Origin of the sequence: Streptomyces murinus (assembly GCF_002154555.1) — a bacterium.
Lineage (GTDB): Bacteria > Actinomycetota > Actinomycetes > Streptomycetales > Streptomycetaceae > Streptomyces > Streptomyces murinus.
In genome coordinates, this window is the sequence record NZ_MUNF01000154.1 from 1 (window position 1) to 15,671 (window position 15,671).

At 72.9% G+C, this 15,671-nt stretch carries 14 protein-coding genes and 1 pseudogene; 11 read left to right on the forward strand and 4 right to left on the reverse strand.

Annotation, left to right across the window (positions count from 1 at the left end; genetic code table 11):
* Positions 1–1,204, reverse strand: a 1,204-nt coding sequence (locus CCN72_RS11745; RefSeq protein ID WP_107430092.1) for an MFS transporter, incomplete at its 3' end; no start/stop codon positions are given.
* Between the two features lie 46 nt (positions 1,205–1,250).
* Between CCN72_RS11745 and pdxR the strand changes: the two genes are divergently transcribed.
* Positions 1,251–2,666, forward strand: a complete 1,416-nt coding sequence (pdxR, locus tag CCN72_RS11750) for a MocR-like pyridoxine biosynthesis transcription factor PdxR (RefSeq protein WP_086807472.1) — start codon at positions 1,251–1,253, stop codon at positions 2,664–2,666.
* On the opposite strand, the gene CCN72_RS11755 is transcribed toward pdxR, so the two are convergent.
* The 3 genes from CCN72_RS11755 to folP form a co-directional block, all read right to left on the reverse strand.
* A complete protein-coding gene (locus tag CCN72_RS11755; protein WP_086807473.1) occupies positions 2,667–3,635 on the reverse strand; it encodes a lyase family protein in 969 nt (322 codons plus the stop codon). It abuts the gene before it with no gap.
* 101 nt (positions 3,636–3,736) lie between these two features.
* The gene (gene pabB / locus CCN72_RS11760) at positions 3,737–5,842 is read right to left on the reverse strand and encodes an aminodeoxychorismate synthase component I (protein ID WP_086807474.1); all 2,106 of its coding nucleotides are present in this window, start codon (positions 5,840–5,842) and stop codon (positions 3,737–3,739) included.
* Positions 5,839–6,696 (reverse strand): dihydropteroate synthase, encoded by an 858-nt coding sequence (folP, locus tag CCN72_RS11765; RefSeq protein WP_086807475.1) that lies wholly within the window; start codon positions 6,694–6,696, stop codon positions 5,839–5,841. The genes pabB and folP overlap by 4 nt, the downstream gene beginning before the upstream one ends.
* A gap of 338 nt (positions 6,697–7,034) precedes the next feature.
* On the opposite strand from folP, the gene CCN72_RS11770 reads away from it, so the two are divergent.
* The 10 genes and pseudogenes from CCN72_RS11770 to CCN72_RS11815 form a co-directional block, all read left to right on the forward strand.
* On the forward strand, positions 7,035–8,501 hold the full coding sequence (locus CCN72_RS11770) for an AMP-binding protein (RefSeq protein ID WP_158101342.1): 1,467 nt from the start codon (positions 7,035–7,037) through the stop codon (positions 8,499–8,501).
* Positions 8,498–8,773 (forward strand): acyl carrier protein, encoded by a 276-nt coding sequence (locus CCN72_RS11775; RefSeq protein WP_086807477.1) that lies wholly within the window; start codon positions 8,498–8,500, stop codon positions 8,771–8,773. Before CCN72_RS11770 ends, CCN72_RS11775 begins: the two co-directional genes overlap by 4 nt.
* 25 nt (positions 8,774–8,798) lie before the next feature.
* Positions 8,799–9,176, forward strand: coding sequence for an ectoine synthase (locus tag CCN72_RS11780; RefSeq protein ID WP_086807478.1), 378 nt, complete (start codon positions 8,799–8,801; stop codon positions 9,174–9,176).
* A 1-nt stretch (position 9,177) separates the two neighbouring features.
* Positions 9,178–10,359 (forward strand): acyl-CoA dehydrogenase family protein, encoded by a 1,182-nt coding sequence (locus CCN72_RS11785; protein ID WP_086807479.1) that lies wholly within the window; start codon positions 9,178–9,180, stop codon positions 10,357–10,359.
* Positions 10,350–11,063, forward strand: a complete 714-nt coding sequence (locus CCN72_RS11790; protein ID WP_086807480.1) for a transglutaminase-like domain-containing protein — start codon at positions 10,350–10,352, stop codon at positions 11,061–11,063. Before CCN72_RS11785 ends, CCN72_RS11790 begins: the two co-directional genes overlap by 10 nt.
* Before the next feature lie 14 nt (positions 11,064–11,077).
* Positions 11,078–12,445, forward strand: a complete 1,368-nt coding sequence (locus tag CCN72_RS11795; RefSeq protein ID WP_086807481.1) for a TrpB-like pyridoxal phosphate-dependent enzyme — start codon at positions 11,078–11,080, stop codon at positions 12,443–12,445.
* Positions 12,442–13,701, forward strand: coding sequence for an ATP-grasp domain-containing protein (locus CCN72_RS11800; protein WP_086807482.1), 1,260 nt, complete (start codon positions 12,442–12,444; stop codon positions 13,699–13,701). Before CCN72_RS11795 ends, CCN72_RS11800 begins: the two co-directional genes overlap by 4 nt.
* A gap of 50 nt (positions 13,702–13,751) precedes the next feature.
* Positions 13,752–14,270: a hypothetical protein gene (locus CCN72_RS11805; RefSeq protein ID WP_086807483.1), complete on the forward strand. Its 519-nt coding sequence runs from the start codon at positions 13,752–13,754 to the stop codon at positions 14,268–14,270.
* Between the two features lie 76 nt (positions 14,271–14,346).
* The gene (locus tag CCN72_RS11810) at positions 14,347–14,838 is read left to right on the forward strand and encodes a cobalamin-dependent protein (RefSeq protein ID WP_244174196.1); all 492 of its coding nucleotides are present in this window, start codon (positions 14,347–14,349) and stop codon (positions 14,836–14,838) included.
* Positions 14,835–15,671: pseudogene (locus CCN72_RS11815) on the forward strand (methylaspartate mutase); the annotation flags it as partial. The gene CCN72_RS11810 and the pseudogene CCN72_RS11815, both read left to right, overlap by 4 nt.

Sequence of the window (15,671 nt, forward strand, 5' to 3'; positions counted from 1 at the left end):
TCACCCTGATGTACTCCCGCGCCCCCGGCCTGTCCCGCCATGCCGAAGGGAGTGCGAGGACGATGAGAGCGGCGGTGCAGACGAAGCCCCAGGGGTAGCCGACCTGTTGGGCGAGGACGCCGAAGCAGACGGCGCCGATGCCCATTCCGGCGTCGTAGGCGATGTTCCACAGGGCGCTCACGGTGCCGTAACCGGAGGCCGGGACGCGGGAGTACATCAGGGTGATCGTGGAGTTCTGGGCGATGCCGAAGCCGATGCCGAAGACGGCGACGCCGACGACGACCGCGACGGCACTGCTGGTGTACGCGGTGATGAACATGCCGGCGGCGGACACCACGAGTCCCGGGAAGACCAGCCGGGAGGAGCCCTTGCGGTCGCCCAGGCGGCCGGCCACCAGGCGGGCCACGGCCGCTCCGGCGGGCTGCACGAACAGGGCCACGGCCACCAGCCCCGTGGACGCCGAGGGCACGGCGAGCGGCAGGAAGGTCACCACGATCCCGGCGGCCAGCGCCGTGACCGCGAAGAGGACCGCGGGCCGGGCTATCGCGCGATCCCGGATGCCGTCCATGATGCCGATCCGCCGCCCGGCGATGTACTCCTTCTCCGGCAGCCCGGGTATGGACAGGATCGGGGCCAGCGCGCACACCCCGGCGGCCACGCCGACCGGCGCGTACCCCACCTCGGAGACCAGCCAGACGCCGAGCGGCAGCCCCAGCAGCGACGGCACGCCCGAGACGATGCCGACCAACGCCAGCCCCTCGCCCCGGCGTTCGGAGGGTATGAAGGAGGCGGTGAGCGCCCCGCCCGCGACGACGGTCAGGGCGAAGCCCGCGCCACGCAGCAGGCAGACCACCGTGATCCAGGCGACGCCGGAGAACATCGTCAGCACCAGCGACGGCACGCCCATCAGCAGCAGGCCCGCGCCCAGGGTGACCCGGTGGCCGAAGCGTTCGATGAAGCGGGGTGCCACGATCTCGCCGGCGACCGTGGCCAGCATCAGGGCGCCCGTGGTCGCTCCGGCGCCGTTGCCGCCGGCCCCGGAGTGCTTGGCGTAGAGCGGGACGACCGACAGCAGCAGATAGAAGCTCGCCGAGGCGCCGAACACGCTGACGAAGCGGAGCAGCAGCGGACGCGACACCAGCGGGGGCCGGTCCTTGGGCCCGGTCGTGGGCGACGGGGAATTCCGTGGATCAGTGGTGGTCATGGTCGCACCCTAGGGAGCGATCAGCTCACCGGTAAGCTCCAATTCCATGTCTTCCCAGTGGTCCAATGCGTCGTCGGACCTGCTCTTCGCGATCGACCGTGACCGCGACGAGCCGCTGCGGTCCCAGCTGGAACGCCAGGTGCGCGAGGCGATCCGCACCGGTCGGCTGCGGGTGGGCGAGCGGCTGCCGCCCTCGCGTGAACTCGCGGGCGCGCTCGGCCTGTCGAGGGGGCTGGTCCAGGACGCGTACGCCCAACTGCTGGCCGAGGGCTATCTGGTGGCGCGGGTGGGCTCGGGCACCCGGGTGGCCGCCGGTGCGTGCCCGCCGGCCGCGCCGCCGGTGCCGCGACGGCCCGCGGGGCGGCCGCCGCTGCTGGCCGATTTCCGGTGGGGCGTACCTGACTTGGGGGCGTTTCCGATGCCGGACTGGCTGTGGGCGGTGCGGGAGGCGGCGCGCCGGATGCCGGTGGCCGAGTTGGACTACGGCGATCCCCGGGGCAGCGCGGTGCTGCGCGAGGTGGTCGCCGGGTACGCGCGCCGGGTACGCGCGGCGGCGGCCGACCCCGAGCACATCGTCATCTGCTCGGGGTACGCCCAGGGCCTGTCCCTGACCCTGGCCGCCCTCGCCCGCGGCGGGGTGCGCCGCGTCGCCTACGAGGATCCCGGTTCGCCCGCCTCCGTCCGGGCGGCGGCGGCCGCGGCGGGCCTGGAGGCGGTGCCCGTGCCGGTGGACGAACAGGGCATAGACGTGGGCGCGTTGACGGCGACCGGCGCGCGGGCGGTCGTCGTCACTCCGGCGCACCAGTGGCCGACCGGGGTGGTGCTCGGACCCGAGCGACGGCTGGCCTTGATCGCGTGGGCTGCCGCACACGACGCGGTGGTCATCGAGGACGACTACGACGCCGAGTTCCGCTACGACCGGGAGCCGGTCGGCGCCCTCCAGGGGCTCGCCGCGGACCGGGTCGTCTCGATAAGCACCGTCAGCAAGTCCCTGGCACCGGCGCTGCGGATCGGCTGGCTGCTGTGCCCGCCGGCCCTCGCGGACGCCCTGGTGTCGGTCAAGCACATCAGCGACCGCGGCTCGCCGGTCCTCGATCAGCTCGCCCTCGCCAGGCTGATCGAGTCGGGCCGCTTCGACCGGCATCTGCGGCGGATGCGCGGCACCTACGCGGCCCGGCGCACCGCCCTGCTGGCCGCGCTCGCGGAGCATGCCCCGGGCGTCGCCGTGACCGGACTCGCCGCCGGCTTCCATGCGGTCGCCCATCTGCGGGAGACGGCGGACGAACGGGGTCTCGTGGCCGCCGCCCGCGCCCGCTCGGTCGGCCTGTACGGGATGAGCACCTGCCGTACCTCGCGGGCGACCGCGCCGCCCCGGCTCGTGCTCGGTTTCGGCAATGTCGGGGAGCGTGCCGTCACCGCCGGGATCTCCGCGATCGGCGACCTGCTGCGGGAGCGGGGATGATCACAGGGTGGAGGCCCGCGCCGGGGTGGCGGTCCGGGGCGCCGCGTCCAGGTCCTCGGTGAGCCGGGCCGCCGTATGGGCCGCCCCGCCGGTCAGCCGGATCGCCTCGCGGAGCGGCTGCCATACGGCGTACCGGGCGCCCGGCCCGGACGGTGGTGGCTCCAGGACGGCGCAGAGCGCGGGGACTTGGAGCGCGGCGCCGTGGATCAGCTCCACGGGTCCGCGTGTCCGCGCGTGGCAGTGGGCCACGGCGGAGCCGGTCCCCGCCTCCGCGAACGCGTCGACGGCGGTGGCCAGTTCGGCCAGGGCGCGGACCGTGCGGGTCAGGGCTTGTCCGACTTCGGGGAGGGAGCCCGCGGGTTCGGTGTGCGCTCCGGCAGCCGTGGCCGCCAGTCCGGTCTCCGCGGCGAAGGCCGCGATCAGGGCGCTGTCCGCGCCGTGCAGTACGACGGTCAGCGCGTCCCCCGCCAGCAGCGCGAGCCGTCCGTCCGCCTCCGCCACCGCCCGCTGTCCGTCGAGCGCCCACCCCCGGCCGCCGGGCAGGGCGGTCCGTACCCGTTGCAGGTCCCGCCGTACCAGCGGCAGGGCGCGCCCGCACACCAGCATCGCCGCGGTGGCGAGGATGTCCTGGCTCGTCGCCCCGCGATGCACGTACGGCGCCGCGTCCGGGTCCAGTTTGGCGACGACCCGGGTGAACGCCCCGATCAGCTCGGCGACGGTGTCGGCGCTCCCCCGGGCGCGGACCGCGATGTCCCGGGGGTTGACGCTCTCCGCCCTGGCCGCGGCGGTGATGACCGCCGCGGCCTGCTCGGGCACCGCCCCGAGCCGGACCTGCGCGCGGGCCAGCGCGGCCTCGGTGTCCAGCATGGCCTGGAGCCAGGCCTGGTCGCTGACCGCCCGCTCGACGGGTGTTCCGGCCCGTACCGGGGAGAGCAGACCGGTGTCCCGGTCGGCCGCTGGGCTCTTCATCCGAGAGGCTCCTTCACTGCTCGCCGTACGGGGACACCGCCACCGACCGTCGCGCCGCCCGCTTCCGGCGCGGGCCGGCACCGCGTGGTTCCGCTCGCCGGCTACTTCCGGCACATCGGGGTGAGGACGCGGCGCGGTTCCGGGCGGCTCAGGGTGAGCGCCGTCGCCATCGCGCGGGCCTTCACCATGGTCTCGGTGAACTCCTCCACCGGGTCGGACAGGGCGACGACGGCACCGCCGACGCCGTAGCGGACGGATCCGGGTGTGGACACGATGGTGCGGTTGACGACGCTGAGTTCGCAGCCGCCGCCGAGGGAGAACCAGCCGATCGCCCCCGCGTACACGCCGCGCGGGCCCTGTTCGAGGCGGTCGATGATCTCCATGGTGCGCAGTTTGGGCGCGCCGGTCATGGAGCCGGGCGGAAAGGCCGCCCGTACGCAGTCGACCGTCGAGCGTCCCTCGCGCAGGGTGCCGCGGACGGTGGAGACGAGATGGTGGACCTGCGGGAAGGTCTCCACGCCGCACAGCACCGGTACGTGGACCGAGCCGGGACGGCAGACGATGCCCAGGTCGTTGCGGACGAGGTCCACGATCATCAGGTTCTCGGCCCGGTCCTTCTCACTGCCGGTCAGGGAGTCCCGCAGCCGCCTGTCCTCCGCCTCGGTGGCACCGCGCGCTCTGGTGCCCTTGATCGGCTTCGAGGTGACGGCTCCGTCGGGGGCGACGGCCAGGAACTGCTCCGGTGAGGCGCTGAGCACGGCCACGCCCGGGAAGTCGAGCAGCGCCCCGTAGGGGACCGGGCTGACGCGTCTGAGGGCGCGGTAGGTGGTCAGCGGGTCGATGCCGGTCTCGGCGACCGCCGTGTTGGACAGGCAGATCTCGTACGACTCCCCCTGCCGCAGCTCCTCCAGACACTCCCCGACCATGCGGAGGTAGGCGTCCCTGCTGTGGCGCAGTTCGACCGGTACCGGGACGGCGTCCGCCGCATCAACCCCTGGGGAGAGCGAGGGCGTTCGTGGCAGTACGCGCAGACGCTCGCCCACCGTCTCCAGCCAGGCGGTGACCTCCGGGTCGTCCTGGTGCCGGCTGAGCCGCAGCAGAAAGCAGGTGTGCTCGGCGTGGTCGATCACCAGCGCCCGGTCGGCGAAGACCAGGGCCGCGTCGGGGGTTTCGGCGACGTGGGTGGTCAACGCGCCTGCGTCCGACTTGAGTTCGTAGCCGAGGTAGCCGACGTATCCGAGCCGGAATCCGAAGGGCAGGTCGGTGCCGCCGTCGACGCGGCGGGCGCCCAGTTCCGTGTCCAGGTATTCCAGGAAGGTGCCCCGGATCCGCCGTCCGCCCGGCTCCACCCGGACGACCTGTTCCGCGGCCCGGTAGGTGGCGTACTCACCGAGCGGACCGGCGCCGTCACCCATGACGGAGAAGCGCCCCTGCCGCGGTGCGCTGCCGCTGTCCAGCCAGAAGCTGTGCCGGGCGGCGGCGAAGACCTCCTCGTAGGCGGCCTCCGGGTCCGGCGTCCAGGGCAGACGGCGCACATGCAGCCGGTACGGCGGGGCGTCGTCCGGCACCGGTGCGTCGTCCGGAGCCGGGCCGAGCGCGCGGCGGTGCCATGCGTGCGTGAGGTCGCGGAAGTTGGCGAGCAGCTCATGGCCGTACTGCGTGCTGACGGACTCCGGATGGAACTGGACCCCCCACAGCGGCCTGGTGCGATGGCGCACCCCCATCAGGACGCCGTCCTCCGACCGGGCCAGCGCCTCCAGTTCCCCGGGCAGGGCGGTGACGGCGAGCGAGTGGTAGCGCACCACGCCGAACGGCGAGGGCAGTCCGGCGAAGAGGTCGCGGCCGGTGTGGGTGACCAGGGAGAGGCGGCCGTGCCGTGGCTCGGGCGCGTGCCGCACCTCGCCGCCCAGCAGTTGGCAGATGCCCTGGTGGCCCAGGCACACCCCGAGGACCGGCAGGTCCCACTCCAGGATCGCCCGGGAGCCGATGCCGAAGTCCTCGTGCCGTTCGGGCCTGCCGGGGCCCGGGGAGATCACGACGTTGTCGAAGTCCCGCGGATCGAGCGCGGACCAGTCGGCGTCGTTGCGGACGACCAGCGGCTCCCGGCCGTTCACCTCCGTCAGCAGCTGATGGAGGTTGTAGGTGAAGGAGTCGTAGTTGTCGATGAGGAGTGTGCGCGTCACCTGGACCTGCCCCTGGATGCTCATCGCCCGGACAGCACCGTGGCCTGTTCGGTGACCGCCCGCAGGACGGTCAGGGCGTCGTGCAGGGCGCCGACGTCATGGGTGCGGATGTAGTCCGCGCCGTCGAGGGCCGCGTGGATCTCGGCGGCCAGTGTCGCGGGCCCGCTCTCGGCGATCGCGCGGCCGGTCACGGAGCGCAGGAAGGACTTGCGCGAGGCGGAGATCATGACCGGCAGCCCGAACTCCTCCTTCAGCGACCGGACTGCGCCGAGCACGGCGAAGGACGTCTCGGGGTTGCTGCCGAGGAAATAGCCGAGCCCGGGGTCCACGACGAGCCGGTCCCGGTCGATCCCCGCGTCCCGCAGGGCGGCCAGGCGCTCGGCGAAGAACTCCAGTATCCCGTCCCACACTTCGGCCGGGTCGGTCGGCACCCGGGTGGCGGGCCCGAGGCGCTGCACCGAGTGCATGACCACGAGCCCGCAGCGCGCCGCCGCCAGCTCCCCATAGTGCTCCGGGTGCGGGAAGCCCTGGATGTCGTTCAGGTAGGCGGCCCCGCGGGCGAGCGCGAAGCCCTGGGTCTCGGGCAGGAACGAGTCGACCGAGCACGGGATGTCCTCGGCGGCCAGCCGGTCCAGGACCGGCGCGAGGCGCGCGCACTCCTGCTCGGCCGGCACCCGCGCGGAGTCCGGATTGCTCGCGGCGGGCCCGAGTTCGATGATGTCCGCCCCCTCCGCCCGCAGCCGCAGCGCCTGCCGCAGTGCCGCCTCGGCGTCCAGGTAGCGGCCGCCGTCGGAGAACGAGTCCTCCGTGATGTTGACGATGCCGACGAGCAGCGGTCCACGGCGGTCACCCGCCGCCGAGAGCGCACCGGGGGCCATAGGGGGCATGCGACTTCTCCGTCCTTCACAAGCGGTTCGGCGCAGCAAGGTTACGCATCCGAAGGGCCTTTGGCGGAAGATTCTCCGGCCGTGAGGGCGGTCACTCGGCAATATCTTTGCCACCTCGACGCACCCGACCGAGTCTGCGCGCCCGCCGGTGCGGCGTCTTCGGATCCAGGTCCAGCTCATGGCCGCGGCGACCCGACCCGGAGTACAGGTGCGGCCCCGCCGCCGGACCGAAGACGGGACGCGGGACGGCGACGCAGACTCCTCGGCGACGGTGACCGATGGCCGAATCCGACCGTCACCGCATCGCCATCCAACGGACCGGGGGACCTGTGTCGGGAACACTCGCGAGCGATATCCTCGCCGCCGCACGGCTGCGCCCGGCCGCGGTGGCCCTGGCCAGAATGCCCGGTGAGGACGCGGACGTCAGCTACGGGGAACTGGCCGCGCTGGCCGAACGCACCGGGCGGACGCTCGACGCCCTGTTCGCCGGGGGCCGCGGGCCGTGCGGTCACCGTCCGCTCGCGCTGGTCGCCGCCAAGACGCCCGCCTCGATCGCCCTGATCCTGGCCTGTCTGTCAGCCGGCCGCCCGCTGCTGCTGCTCTCCCCCGACCTCGGCGAGGACACCACCGCCACGCTGGTCCGGCGCGCCGGAGCGCAGGCGCTGGCCACCGTGGACGGGGACCGGCTCGCCTGGACGACCCTGCCGGGCGGCGCGGACAGCGCCCCGGCGGTGCCCGAGGGAACCCGTCTCGTCCTGACCACCTCCGGTTCCACCGGGGTGCCCAAGCTCGTCCCGCTGACCGCCGGGGCGCTCGACGCCTTCACCGCGTGGGCGGGCGAGTTCCTCGGCCTGGACGCGGGCAGCCGGGTCCTCAACTACGCGCCGCTCAACTTCGACCTGTGCCTGCTGGACATCTGGGCCACCCTGCGCCACGGCGGCCGGGTGCTCCTGGTGGACCCGGCGCGGGCCGCCGAACCCGCGTATCTGGCCCGCTGGGTGCGCCTCGGCCGGCCGCATGTCGTCCAGGGGGTGCCGCTGCTGTTCCGGCTGCTCGCCGAGGCCGGTGCCCGGCTGCGCGGGGACGCCGTCCGGCATGTGCTGCTGACCGGCGACCATGTGCCACGGCAGGTCCGCCGGCAGCTGCCCGAGCTGTTCCCGCACGCCCGGCTGCACAACGTCTACGGCTGCACCGAGACCAACGACAGCATGGTCCACGGCTTCGACGGCGCCGAGGCGGCGGACGGCGAGGTGCTGCCGCTGGGCGAGCCGGTGCGGGGCGCCCGGATCGCCGTACTCGACGGGGAGCACGAGGTCACCGGGCCCGGCAGCGGCGAACTCCTCGTCTGCACGCCGTTCCAGACACCCGGGTATCTGGCCGAAGCCGCGACCCCGGACCGGTTCCGGGAGCGCGAGGGCCGTATCTGGTACCGCACCGGCGACCTCGTCGAGCGCGGCGCGGACGGCCGGATCCGGCTGGTCGGCCGGACCGACTTCCAGGTCAAGGTGCGCGGTGTCCGCGTCAACGTGGAGGAGGTCGAGCGGGTCCTCACCGACCGGCCCGAGGTCGCCGAGGCGGCGGTCGTCGCCCTCCCCGATCCGGACGCCGGGGTGGCCCTGCACGCCTTCGTGCGCACCAGCGGGGCCGAGGTGACCGGACTCCAGCTGCGCACCCTCTGCGCCGCCCGGCTGAACCGGGTGGCGATTCCCAGCCGCTTCCATCTCATGGCCGGTCCGCTGCCCGTGGGGCCGACCGGAAAGGTGGACCGTCGCCGTCTCCAGGAGCACGTGACATGAGCCTGAACCAAGAGATCACCCGGCACATCGTGGACGAGTACCTGCCCGGTACTCCCCCCGAGGAGCTGGCGGACTCCTACGACCTGCTGCGCAACGGGGTGGTGTCCAGCCTTCAGTTGCTGCGGCTCATCGCCTGGCTCGGCAACCACTACGACGTTCCCTTCGACGAACTCGACGTCACCCCGGACGACTTCCGTTCGGTGGCGGCGATCGTGGAGCTGATCGACCGGCACCGCCGGCCCCTCGGCACGTCATCCCTCCCAGCCAACTGATCCGAGACGAACGGGGGTTCGCGACATGTTCATTCGTGACAAGAGAGCCATCGAGCCGGTCGAGTGGGGCAACGGCCTCAGCTACCGCATGGTCGTGGAGAACGACCGGATGGGGTTCACCGTCTGCCACACCGTCGTGCGGGCGGGCACCAAGTCGAAGCTGGAGTACAGCCGCCATCTGGAGGCCTGCTACTGCGTCTCGGGCTCCGGCCGGGTGGAGACCGCCGACGGCAGCGTGGGCGAGGACATCAGGCCAGGCATGCTCTACGCGCTCGACCGGCACGACGCCCACTTCCTGATCGCCGACCCGGCCGGCGACATGGTGCTGATCAGCGTCTTCAACCCGCCGCTGCGCGGCGACGAACGGCATGACCTCGGCGCCGACGGCTTCTCCCACTACTGAGATGCCCGACAGCGACGAGCAGCGCGAACTGCTGCGCGCCATCCGCGAGGTGGCCCGGACCGCCGGGCAGGGCCACATCGAGCGGGACGCGGCCGGCGAGTTCGACACGGAGGGCTGGAAACGGCTGTGCGACGTCGGCCTGTTCGGGCTGCCGTTCGGCACCGAGTGGGGCGGCCTCGGCCAGGACCTGGTGACCACGGTCGCCGTCCTGGAGGAACTGGGGTACGCCTGCCACGACACCGGGCTGACCTTCTCCGCCACCACCCATCTGGTGAGCACCGGCGTCCCGCTGCACCGGTTCGGCTCGGCGGCACTCAAGTCCCGCTATCTGCCCGGTATTTGCGCGGGGGCCACGATCGGCGCGCACGCCATCACCGAGCCCGGCGGCGGCTCCGACATGACCGCCATGCGGACGAGCGCCGCCCGGGACGGCGACGCCTTCGTGCTCAACGGCAGCAAGGCGTTCGTCAGCAACGGGCCGCTCGCCGACTTGATCGTGGTGTACGCCCGCACCGGCGAGCCCGGTGACATCGGGGGCCTGACGGCCTTCCTGGTGCGCCGGGACAGCCCGGGCGTGAGCGTCGGGCAGCCGGTGGGCAAGCTCGGACTGCGGACGTCACCGCTCGCGGAGGTGTTCCTGGAGGACGTCCGGGTGCCCCGCGACCATGTGATCGGCGGGGTCGGCGCGGGGTTCCTCGTCTTCGACCACGTGATGCAGTGGGAGATCCTGTGCGGTTTCGCCGTCACCACCGGCGAGCTGCGCAGACGGCTGGAGCGCTGCGTCGAACACGCCCGCAGCAGAACGCAGTTCGGCGTCCACATCGGCTCCCACCAGGCCGTCTCGCACAAGCTCGTGGATCTGCGCATCGATGTGGAGACCGCCCGCAAGTGGCTCCACGACACCGCGCGCCGGGCCCAGAACCGCGAGGACGTGGCCGCCGACATCGCCACCACCAAGCTGATCGTCAGCGAGGCCAACGTCCGTTCGGCGCTGGCCGCGGTGCAGATCTTCGGCGGCTACGGCTACACGACCGAGTACGGCCTGGAGAAGGAGCTGCGGGACGCCGTGGGCGGCACGATCTACTCCGGCACCTCGGAGATCCAGCGCGAGCGTCTCGCCGTACTCATGGGGCTCGACCGTCCCCTCACCACGACCGGGAAGAAGGGGCGGACATGGCAGTGAGCCAGGAACCGACTTTGGCGGCGACCGAGTTCCTCGACCACACCTCCGCGGCGGTCCGGGCGTTCGTCGCCGAGGTGCTGCCCGCCGCGGACGTCTTCACCGGCGAGGGCGCCGACCCCGACCCGGACCGGGCCCGGCGCAACGCGGTCGCGCTGTACTACGCGGTCCGCGACGCGATCCCGTACGAGGTCTACGGCGCCGACCTGACCCGCACCGGGCTCAGCGCGAGCGGCGTCCTCGGCCACGGCTTCGGCTTCTGTGTGCACAAGTCCGCGCTGTACGCGGCGGCCGTGCGCGCGGTGGGCGTGCCCAGCCGGGTCTACTACGGCGACGTCCGCAACCACCTCGCCTCCCCGCGGCTGCGCGAACTGGTCGGCGGTGACATCTTCCGCTTCCACAGCCTGGCCGTGGTGCGGCTGGACGGCCGCTGGACCAAGGCCACCCCGGTGTTCAACAAGATGCTGTGCAAGCTGTACGGCATCAGGCCGCTGGAGTTCGACGGGCGCGCCGACAGCATGTACCACCCCTACGACGAGCAGAACCGCCGGCACATGGAATTCCTGCACGTCCACGGCGAGTTCGACGACGTTCCCTACGACCTCGTCTACCAGGGGATCAAAGCGGCGCACCCCAGGCTGTTCGCCGGTTCGCACACCACCACTCCCGGATCGCTGGCCGCCGAGGCGGCCGGTGCGGCGCTCTGAAAAGGACCTTCAGCATGGACAGGACGCGCTTCTCGCTCGGCGAGAACGATGCTCCGACGACCTGGTACAACCTGGCCGCGGATCTGCCCGGGGCCCCGCTGGCGCCCGCGCTCAACCCGAAGACCCATCAGCCGCTGACGCGCGCGGAGATGGCGCACACGATGCCGGAGCCGCTCATCGAGCAGGAGCTGAGCACCGAGCGCGAGATCGAGATCCCGGACACCGTACGGGAGTTGTACGCGCTGTGGCGGCCCTCCCCGCTCTTCCGCGCCCGCCGCCTGGAGCGCGCGCTGGGCACGCCGGCGCGCATCTACTACAAGTACGAGGGCGGCGCGCCGACCGGCAGCCACAAGCCCAACACCGCGATCCCGCAGGCGTATTACAACAAGCTGGCCGGGAAGACCGGTCTGGTCACCGAGACCGGTGCCGGGCAGTGGGGCAGCGCCACCGCGCTGGCCGCGTCCTTCTTCGGGATGACGGCCAAGGTCTACATGGTCAAGGTGAGCTTCGAGCAGAAGCCGTACCGCCGGGCCCTGATGGAGACCTACGGCGCCCGGTGCACACCGAGCCCGAGCACCGAGACGGAGGTCGGGCGCAAGATCCTGGCCGACGACCCGGACTGCCCCGGCAGCCTCGGCATCGCCACCTCGGAGGCGCTGGAGGCGTTCGCCCAGGACCCGGACCTCGGCTATGTGCTCGGCAGCGCGGCCAACCATGTGCTGCTGCACCAGACCGTGATCGGCCAGGAGGCGATCCGGCAGATGGAGCTGGCCGAGGACTACCCCGACATCGTCGTGGGCTGCTCCGGCGGCGGCAGCAATCTGGCCGGTCTCTCCTTCCCGTTCCTCGGCGAGCGGCTGCGCGGCGGCCGGGACGTGCGTGTCATCGCCGTGGAGCCGGCCGCCTGCCCGACCCTCACCCAGGGCACCATCGCCTACGACTACGCGGACACCGGCCGGCTCGGCCCGCTGTTCCGGATGCACACCCTGGGCCATGGCTTCGTGCCCCCGGCCGTGCACGCCGGGGGGCTGCGCGCCCATGGCATCGGCCCGCTGGTCAGCCGCTGTGTGGAGGACGCGCTGATGGAGGCGCGGGCGGTGCCCCAGACCGACTGCTTCGAGGCGGGCGTGCGGTTCGCCCGTACCGAGGGCATCGTGCCCGCCCCGGAGTCCACGCACGCCATCCGGGTCGCCATGGACGAGGCCCTGCGCTGCCGCGAGGAGGGCACGGCCAAGACCATCCTGTTCGGTCTGTCCGGCCACGGCCACTTCGATCTCGCCGCCTACGACCGGTACTTCGCGGGCACGCTGGCCGACGACCGCCCCGACGAGGCGCTGCTCGCGGACGCGGCCGACGGCATCCCGCTGGTGGGCCGGGGATGACCGGGCCCCGCACGGTCGCCGTGGTCGACGCCGACGGCATCGGCGCCCATCTCCCGGGCGCGCTGCGCCGCGAGGGCCTGGGCTGCGTCGTCGTACGCTCCGACACCCCGTCCGCCAGCTTCGCCCACGACCGGAGCGAGGCGGGCGCGGATGTCGTGCACACGGGCGACCTGTCGGCCACCGCCGCGGCGCTGCGCGGGCTCGGGGTGGACTTCGTCGTCGCGGGCACCGAGTCCGGGGTGCTGCTGGCCGACGCCCTGTCGGCCGCGCTCGGGACCCCGGGCAACGGCATGTCCGTGCCCACCGCCCGCCGCGACAAGTACGCGATGGCCCGGGCCGTCGCGGCGGCGGGCCTGGCCACGGCGGACTCGCTCGTCACCGGCTCGCTGCCCGAACTGCGGGAGTGGGTACGGCGGCGGGGCGAGTGGCCCGTGGTGCTCAAACCGCGGGCCAGCGCCGGCACCGACCAGGTCCACTTCTGCCACGACGAGCAGCAGGTGGCCACGGCGTTCGCGGCCGTCGTCGCGGCCACCGACCACTACGGCACCCGCAATACGACGGTGCTCGCCCAGCGGTATCTGCGCGGCGAGGAGTACTTCGTGAACACCGTCAGCCGCGACGGCGCGCACCATGTCGTCGAGGTCTGGCGCTATCACAAGGCGCTGATCGCCGGGACCGTGCCGATGTACGACTACGAGGAGCCCGTACCGGCCGACGACCCGGGGGTGCGCCGGGTCGCCGCCTACGCGCTGGCCGTCCTGGACGCGCTGGAGATCCGCAACGGGTCGGCGCACACCGAGGTCATGCTGACCGCCGAGGGGCCGGTGCTCGTGGAGTGCGGGGCGCGGCCCGGCGGCGCGCACACCCCGGAGGTGGTCTCCCGCTGCCTGGGCACCAATCAGATCGACCTGCTCGCCCGGGTGATCGCCCGGCCCGGCGAGCTGGCCGCCGGCACCCTGCCGCGCTACCGGATCGGCACCCCGCTGCGCTATGTGTCGCTGATCAGCCAGGTCGACGGCGTCGCGCCGGACGCCGCGCGGCTGGCCCCGGTGCGTGCGCTGCGCTCCTTCGTGGAGCTGGTGCTGACCGCGCCGGAGGGCTCGCCGGTCCGCCCCACCGTGGACCTGAACAGCTCCCCCGGCTACGTCTACCTCAGCGCGCCGGACCCCGCGCAGATCGAGGCCGACTACCGGCGGCTGCGCGAGCTGGAGCGCACCGGGCTCTACGCGGCGCCGGTGCCCACCGGCGGCCGCTGACTCTTTCCCCTTGACACACAACCGCAGTCCCTTACCGAGGAGTTGAAACGATGTCCGTAGAGACGGCGTCCGTGCTGAACCTGGCCGAGGTGGCCGACTACCCCGCCGACTGGCAGCACGCCGAGAAGCGCATCCACCCCGGCGAGCACCTGAGCCTGCCGGGCGCCCTGCTGAAGTGGTACGACATCCGCACCCCGGAGCAGGAGGCCACGCCCGGGGTCACCGAGGAGGCGCGTGCCTTCCTGCGGGCGGAGGCGGCCGCGGGGCGGCTGGAGTTCCGGGGCGAGATGGGCTTCGTCCTCAACCACCGGTGCGACGACAAGTACTTCATGATCGTGTGCGTGTGGCGCAACAAGAACGAGATGTGCCAGGCGATCTTCGCCCGTGACGCCTCGGGTTACGGCCCCTACCAGGCCGCGCCGGGCACCCTGCGCGCCACCCAGGAGGTCGTGGAGCTGGACGCCACCTCGCACGAGCGCCGCGGCTGGTCGCGCTTCCTCCAGTCCGCCCGCGACGACGCGGCCAAGCAGGCCTACCTGGACGACGCGTGCACGGGCCAGCTCATCTGAGGGGTCCGGCCCCCGTCGTCGTACCGCCGAAGTGACACGTCGTACCCCCTGAGCCGTCTTCATGGAAGGAGCAGCCGTGACAGGTCCCGCCCACCGGAGGCACCGCGCCGACGCGGGATCCGGACGCAGGCTGGTCGTCCTCGGCGTGGCCGCGAGTGACAGCCATGCCGTGGCCAACCAGCTGATCGCCCATGGCCTGCGGGCCCAGGGCTTCGACGTGGTCAACCTCGGGACATGCACCCCGGTCGCGGAGTTCGCCGCCGCGTGCCGGGAGCATCCCGAGGCGGAGGCGGTGCTCATCGGCAGCATGAACGGGCACGCCTACGAGGACCTCAGGGAGCTGCCCGCCGCGCGGGCCTCGGGAGCCGTGCCCTGCCCGGTGGTCCTCGGCGGCAATCTGTCGGTCGGCAGCGCGAAGGACGCGGCCGCGACCGAGCGGCTGCTGGCGCTCGGCGTGGACCGTATCGTCACCGATCCCTCGCTGCTGCCGGCCGTCCTGGACGAACTGCGCGCCGAGCGTGCCCGTGCGGCCGGCCGGGCCCGGGGCGACGGTCTGGGTGCCGCGTGAAGCGGACCCTGCCGCCGGGCGGAGCACCCGTGCCGCCCCCGCTGCGGGAGTCCGCGGCGTACATCGAGGAGCTGGGCAAGCCGACCGTGGCACAGGTGCTGCGACAGGCGCACGAATCCGGGCGGGTCGCCGTCCAGCCGCGCTGCGGGGTGGGCGGGCACGAGGAGATGAAGCGGCTGCTGATGACGCTGGAGGAGCGGGCGGCGCCCGATGTCCTCACCCTCACCATCGACTCGCACACCCGGCTGCTGCGGTTCGGGCAGGCCCGGCGGGCGTTGCTGGACGATCCCAAGGACCTCAACGGATATCCGCTGGTGACCCATGGCTGGCGGCGTGGCCGGGAGCTCAACGAGGCGGTGGCCGCGCCCCTGGAGGTGCGGCACGGCTCGCCCGACGCCCGGCTGCTGTTCGAGACGGCCGTGGCGTCCGGTATCACCTCGTTCGAGGGCGGCGGCATCTCCTACAACCTGCCCTATTCCAAGGCGGTTCCGCTGGCCGATTCGCTGGCGGCGTGGGAGGAGGTCGACCGGCGCTGCGGTGAGCTGGCGGAGCTGGGGGTGGTGGTCGACCGGGAGCTGTTCGGGACCCTGACCGCCGTACTGGTGCCGCCGTCCATCAGCCTGGCCGTCAGCGTCCTGGAGGCCGTCCTCGCGGTCCGGGCGGGCGTCCGCTGCGTCTCGATCGCCTATCCCCAGGGCGGGCAGGTGATCCAGGACGTCGCCGCGCTGCGCGCGATCCCCGAGCTGGCGGCCCGCTATCTGGGCCCGGACGTCCTGGTGCCCCCGGTGCTGCACGAGTTCATGGGGGTCTTCCCGCGCCGGCGCGGCCACGCG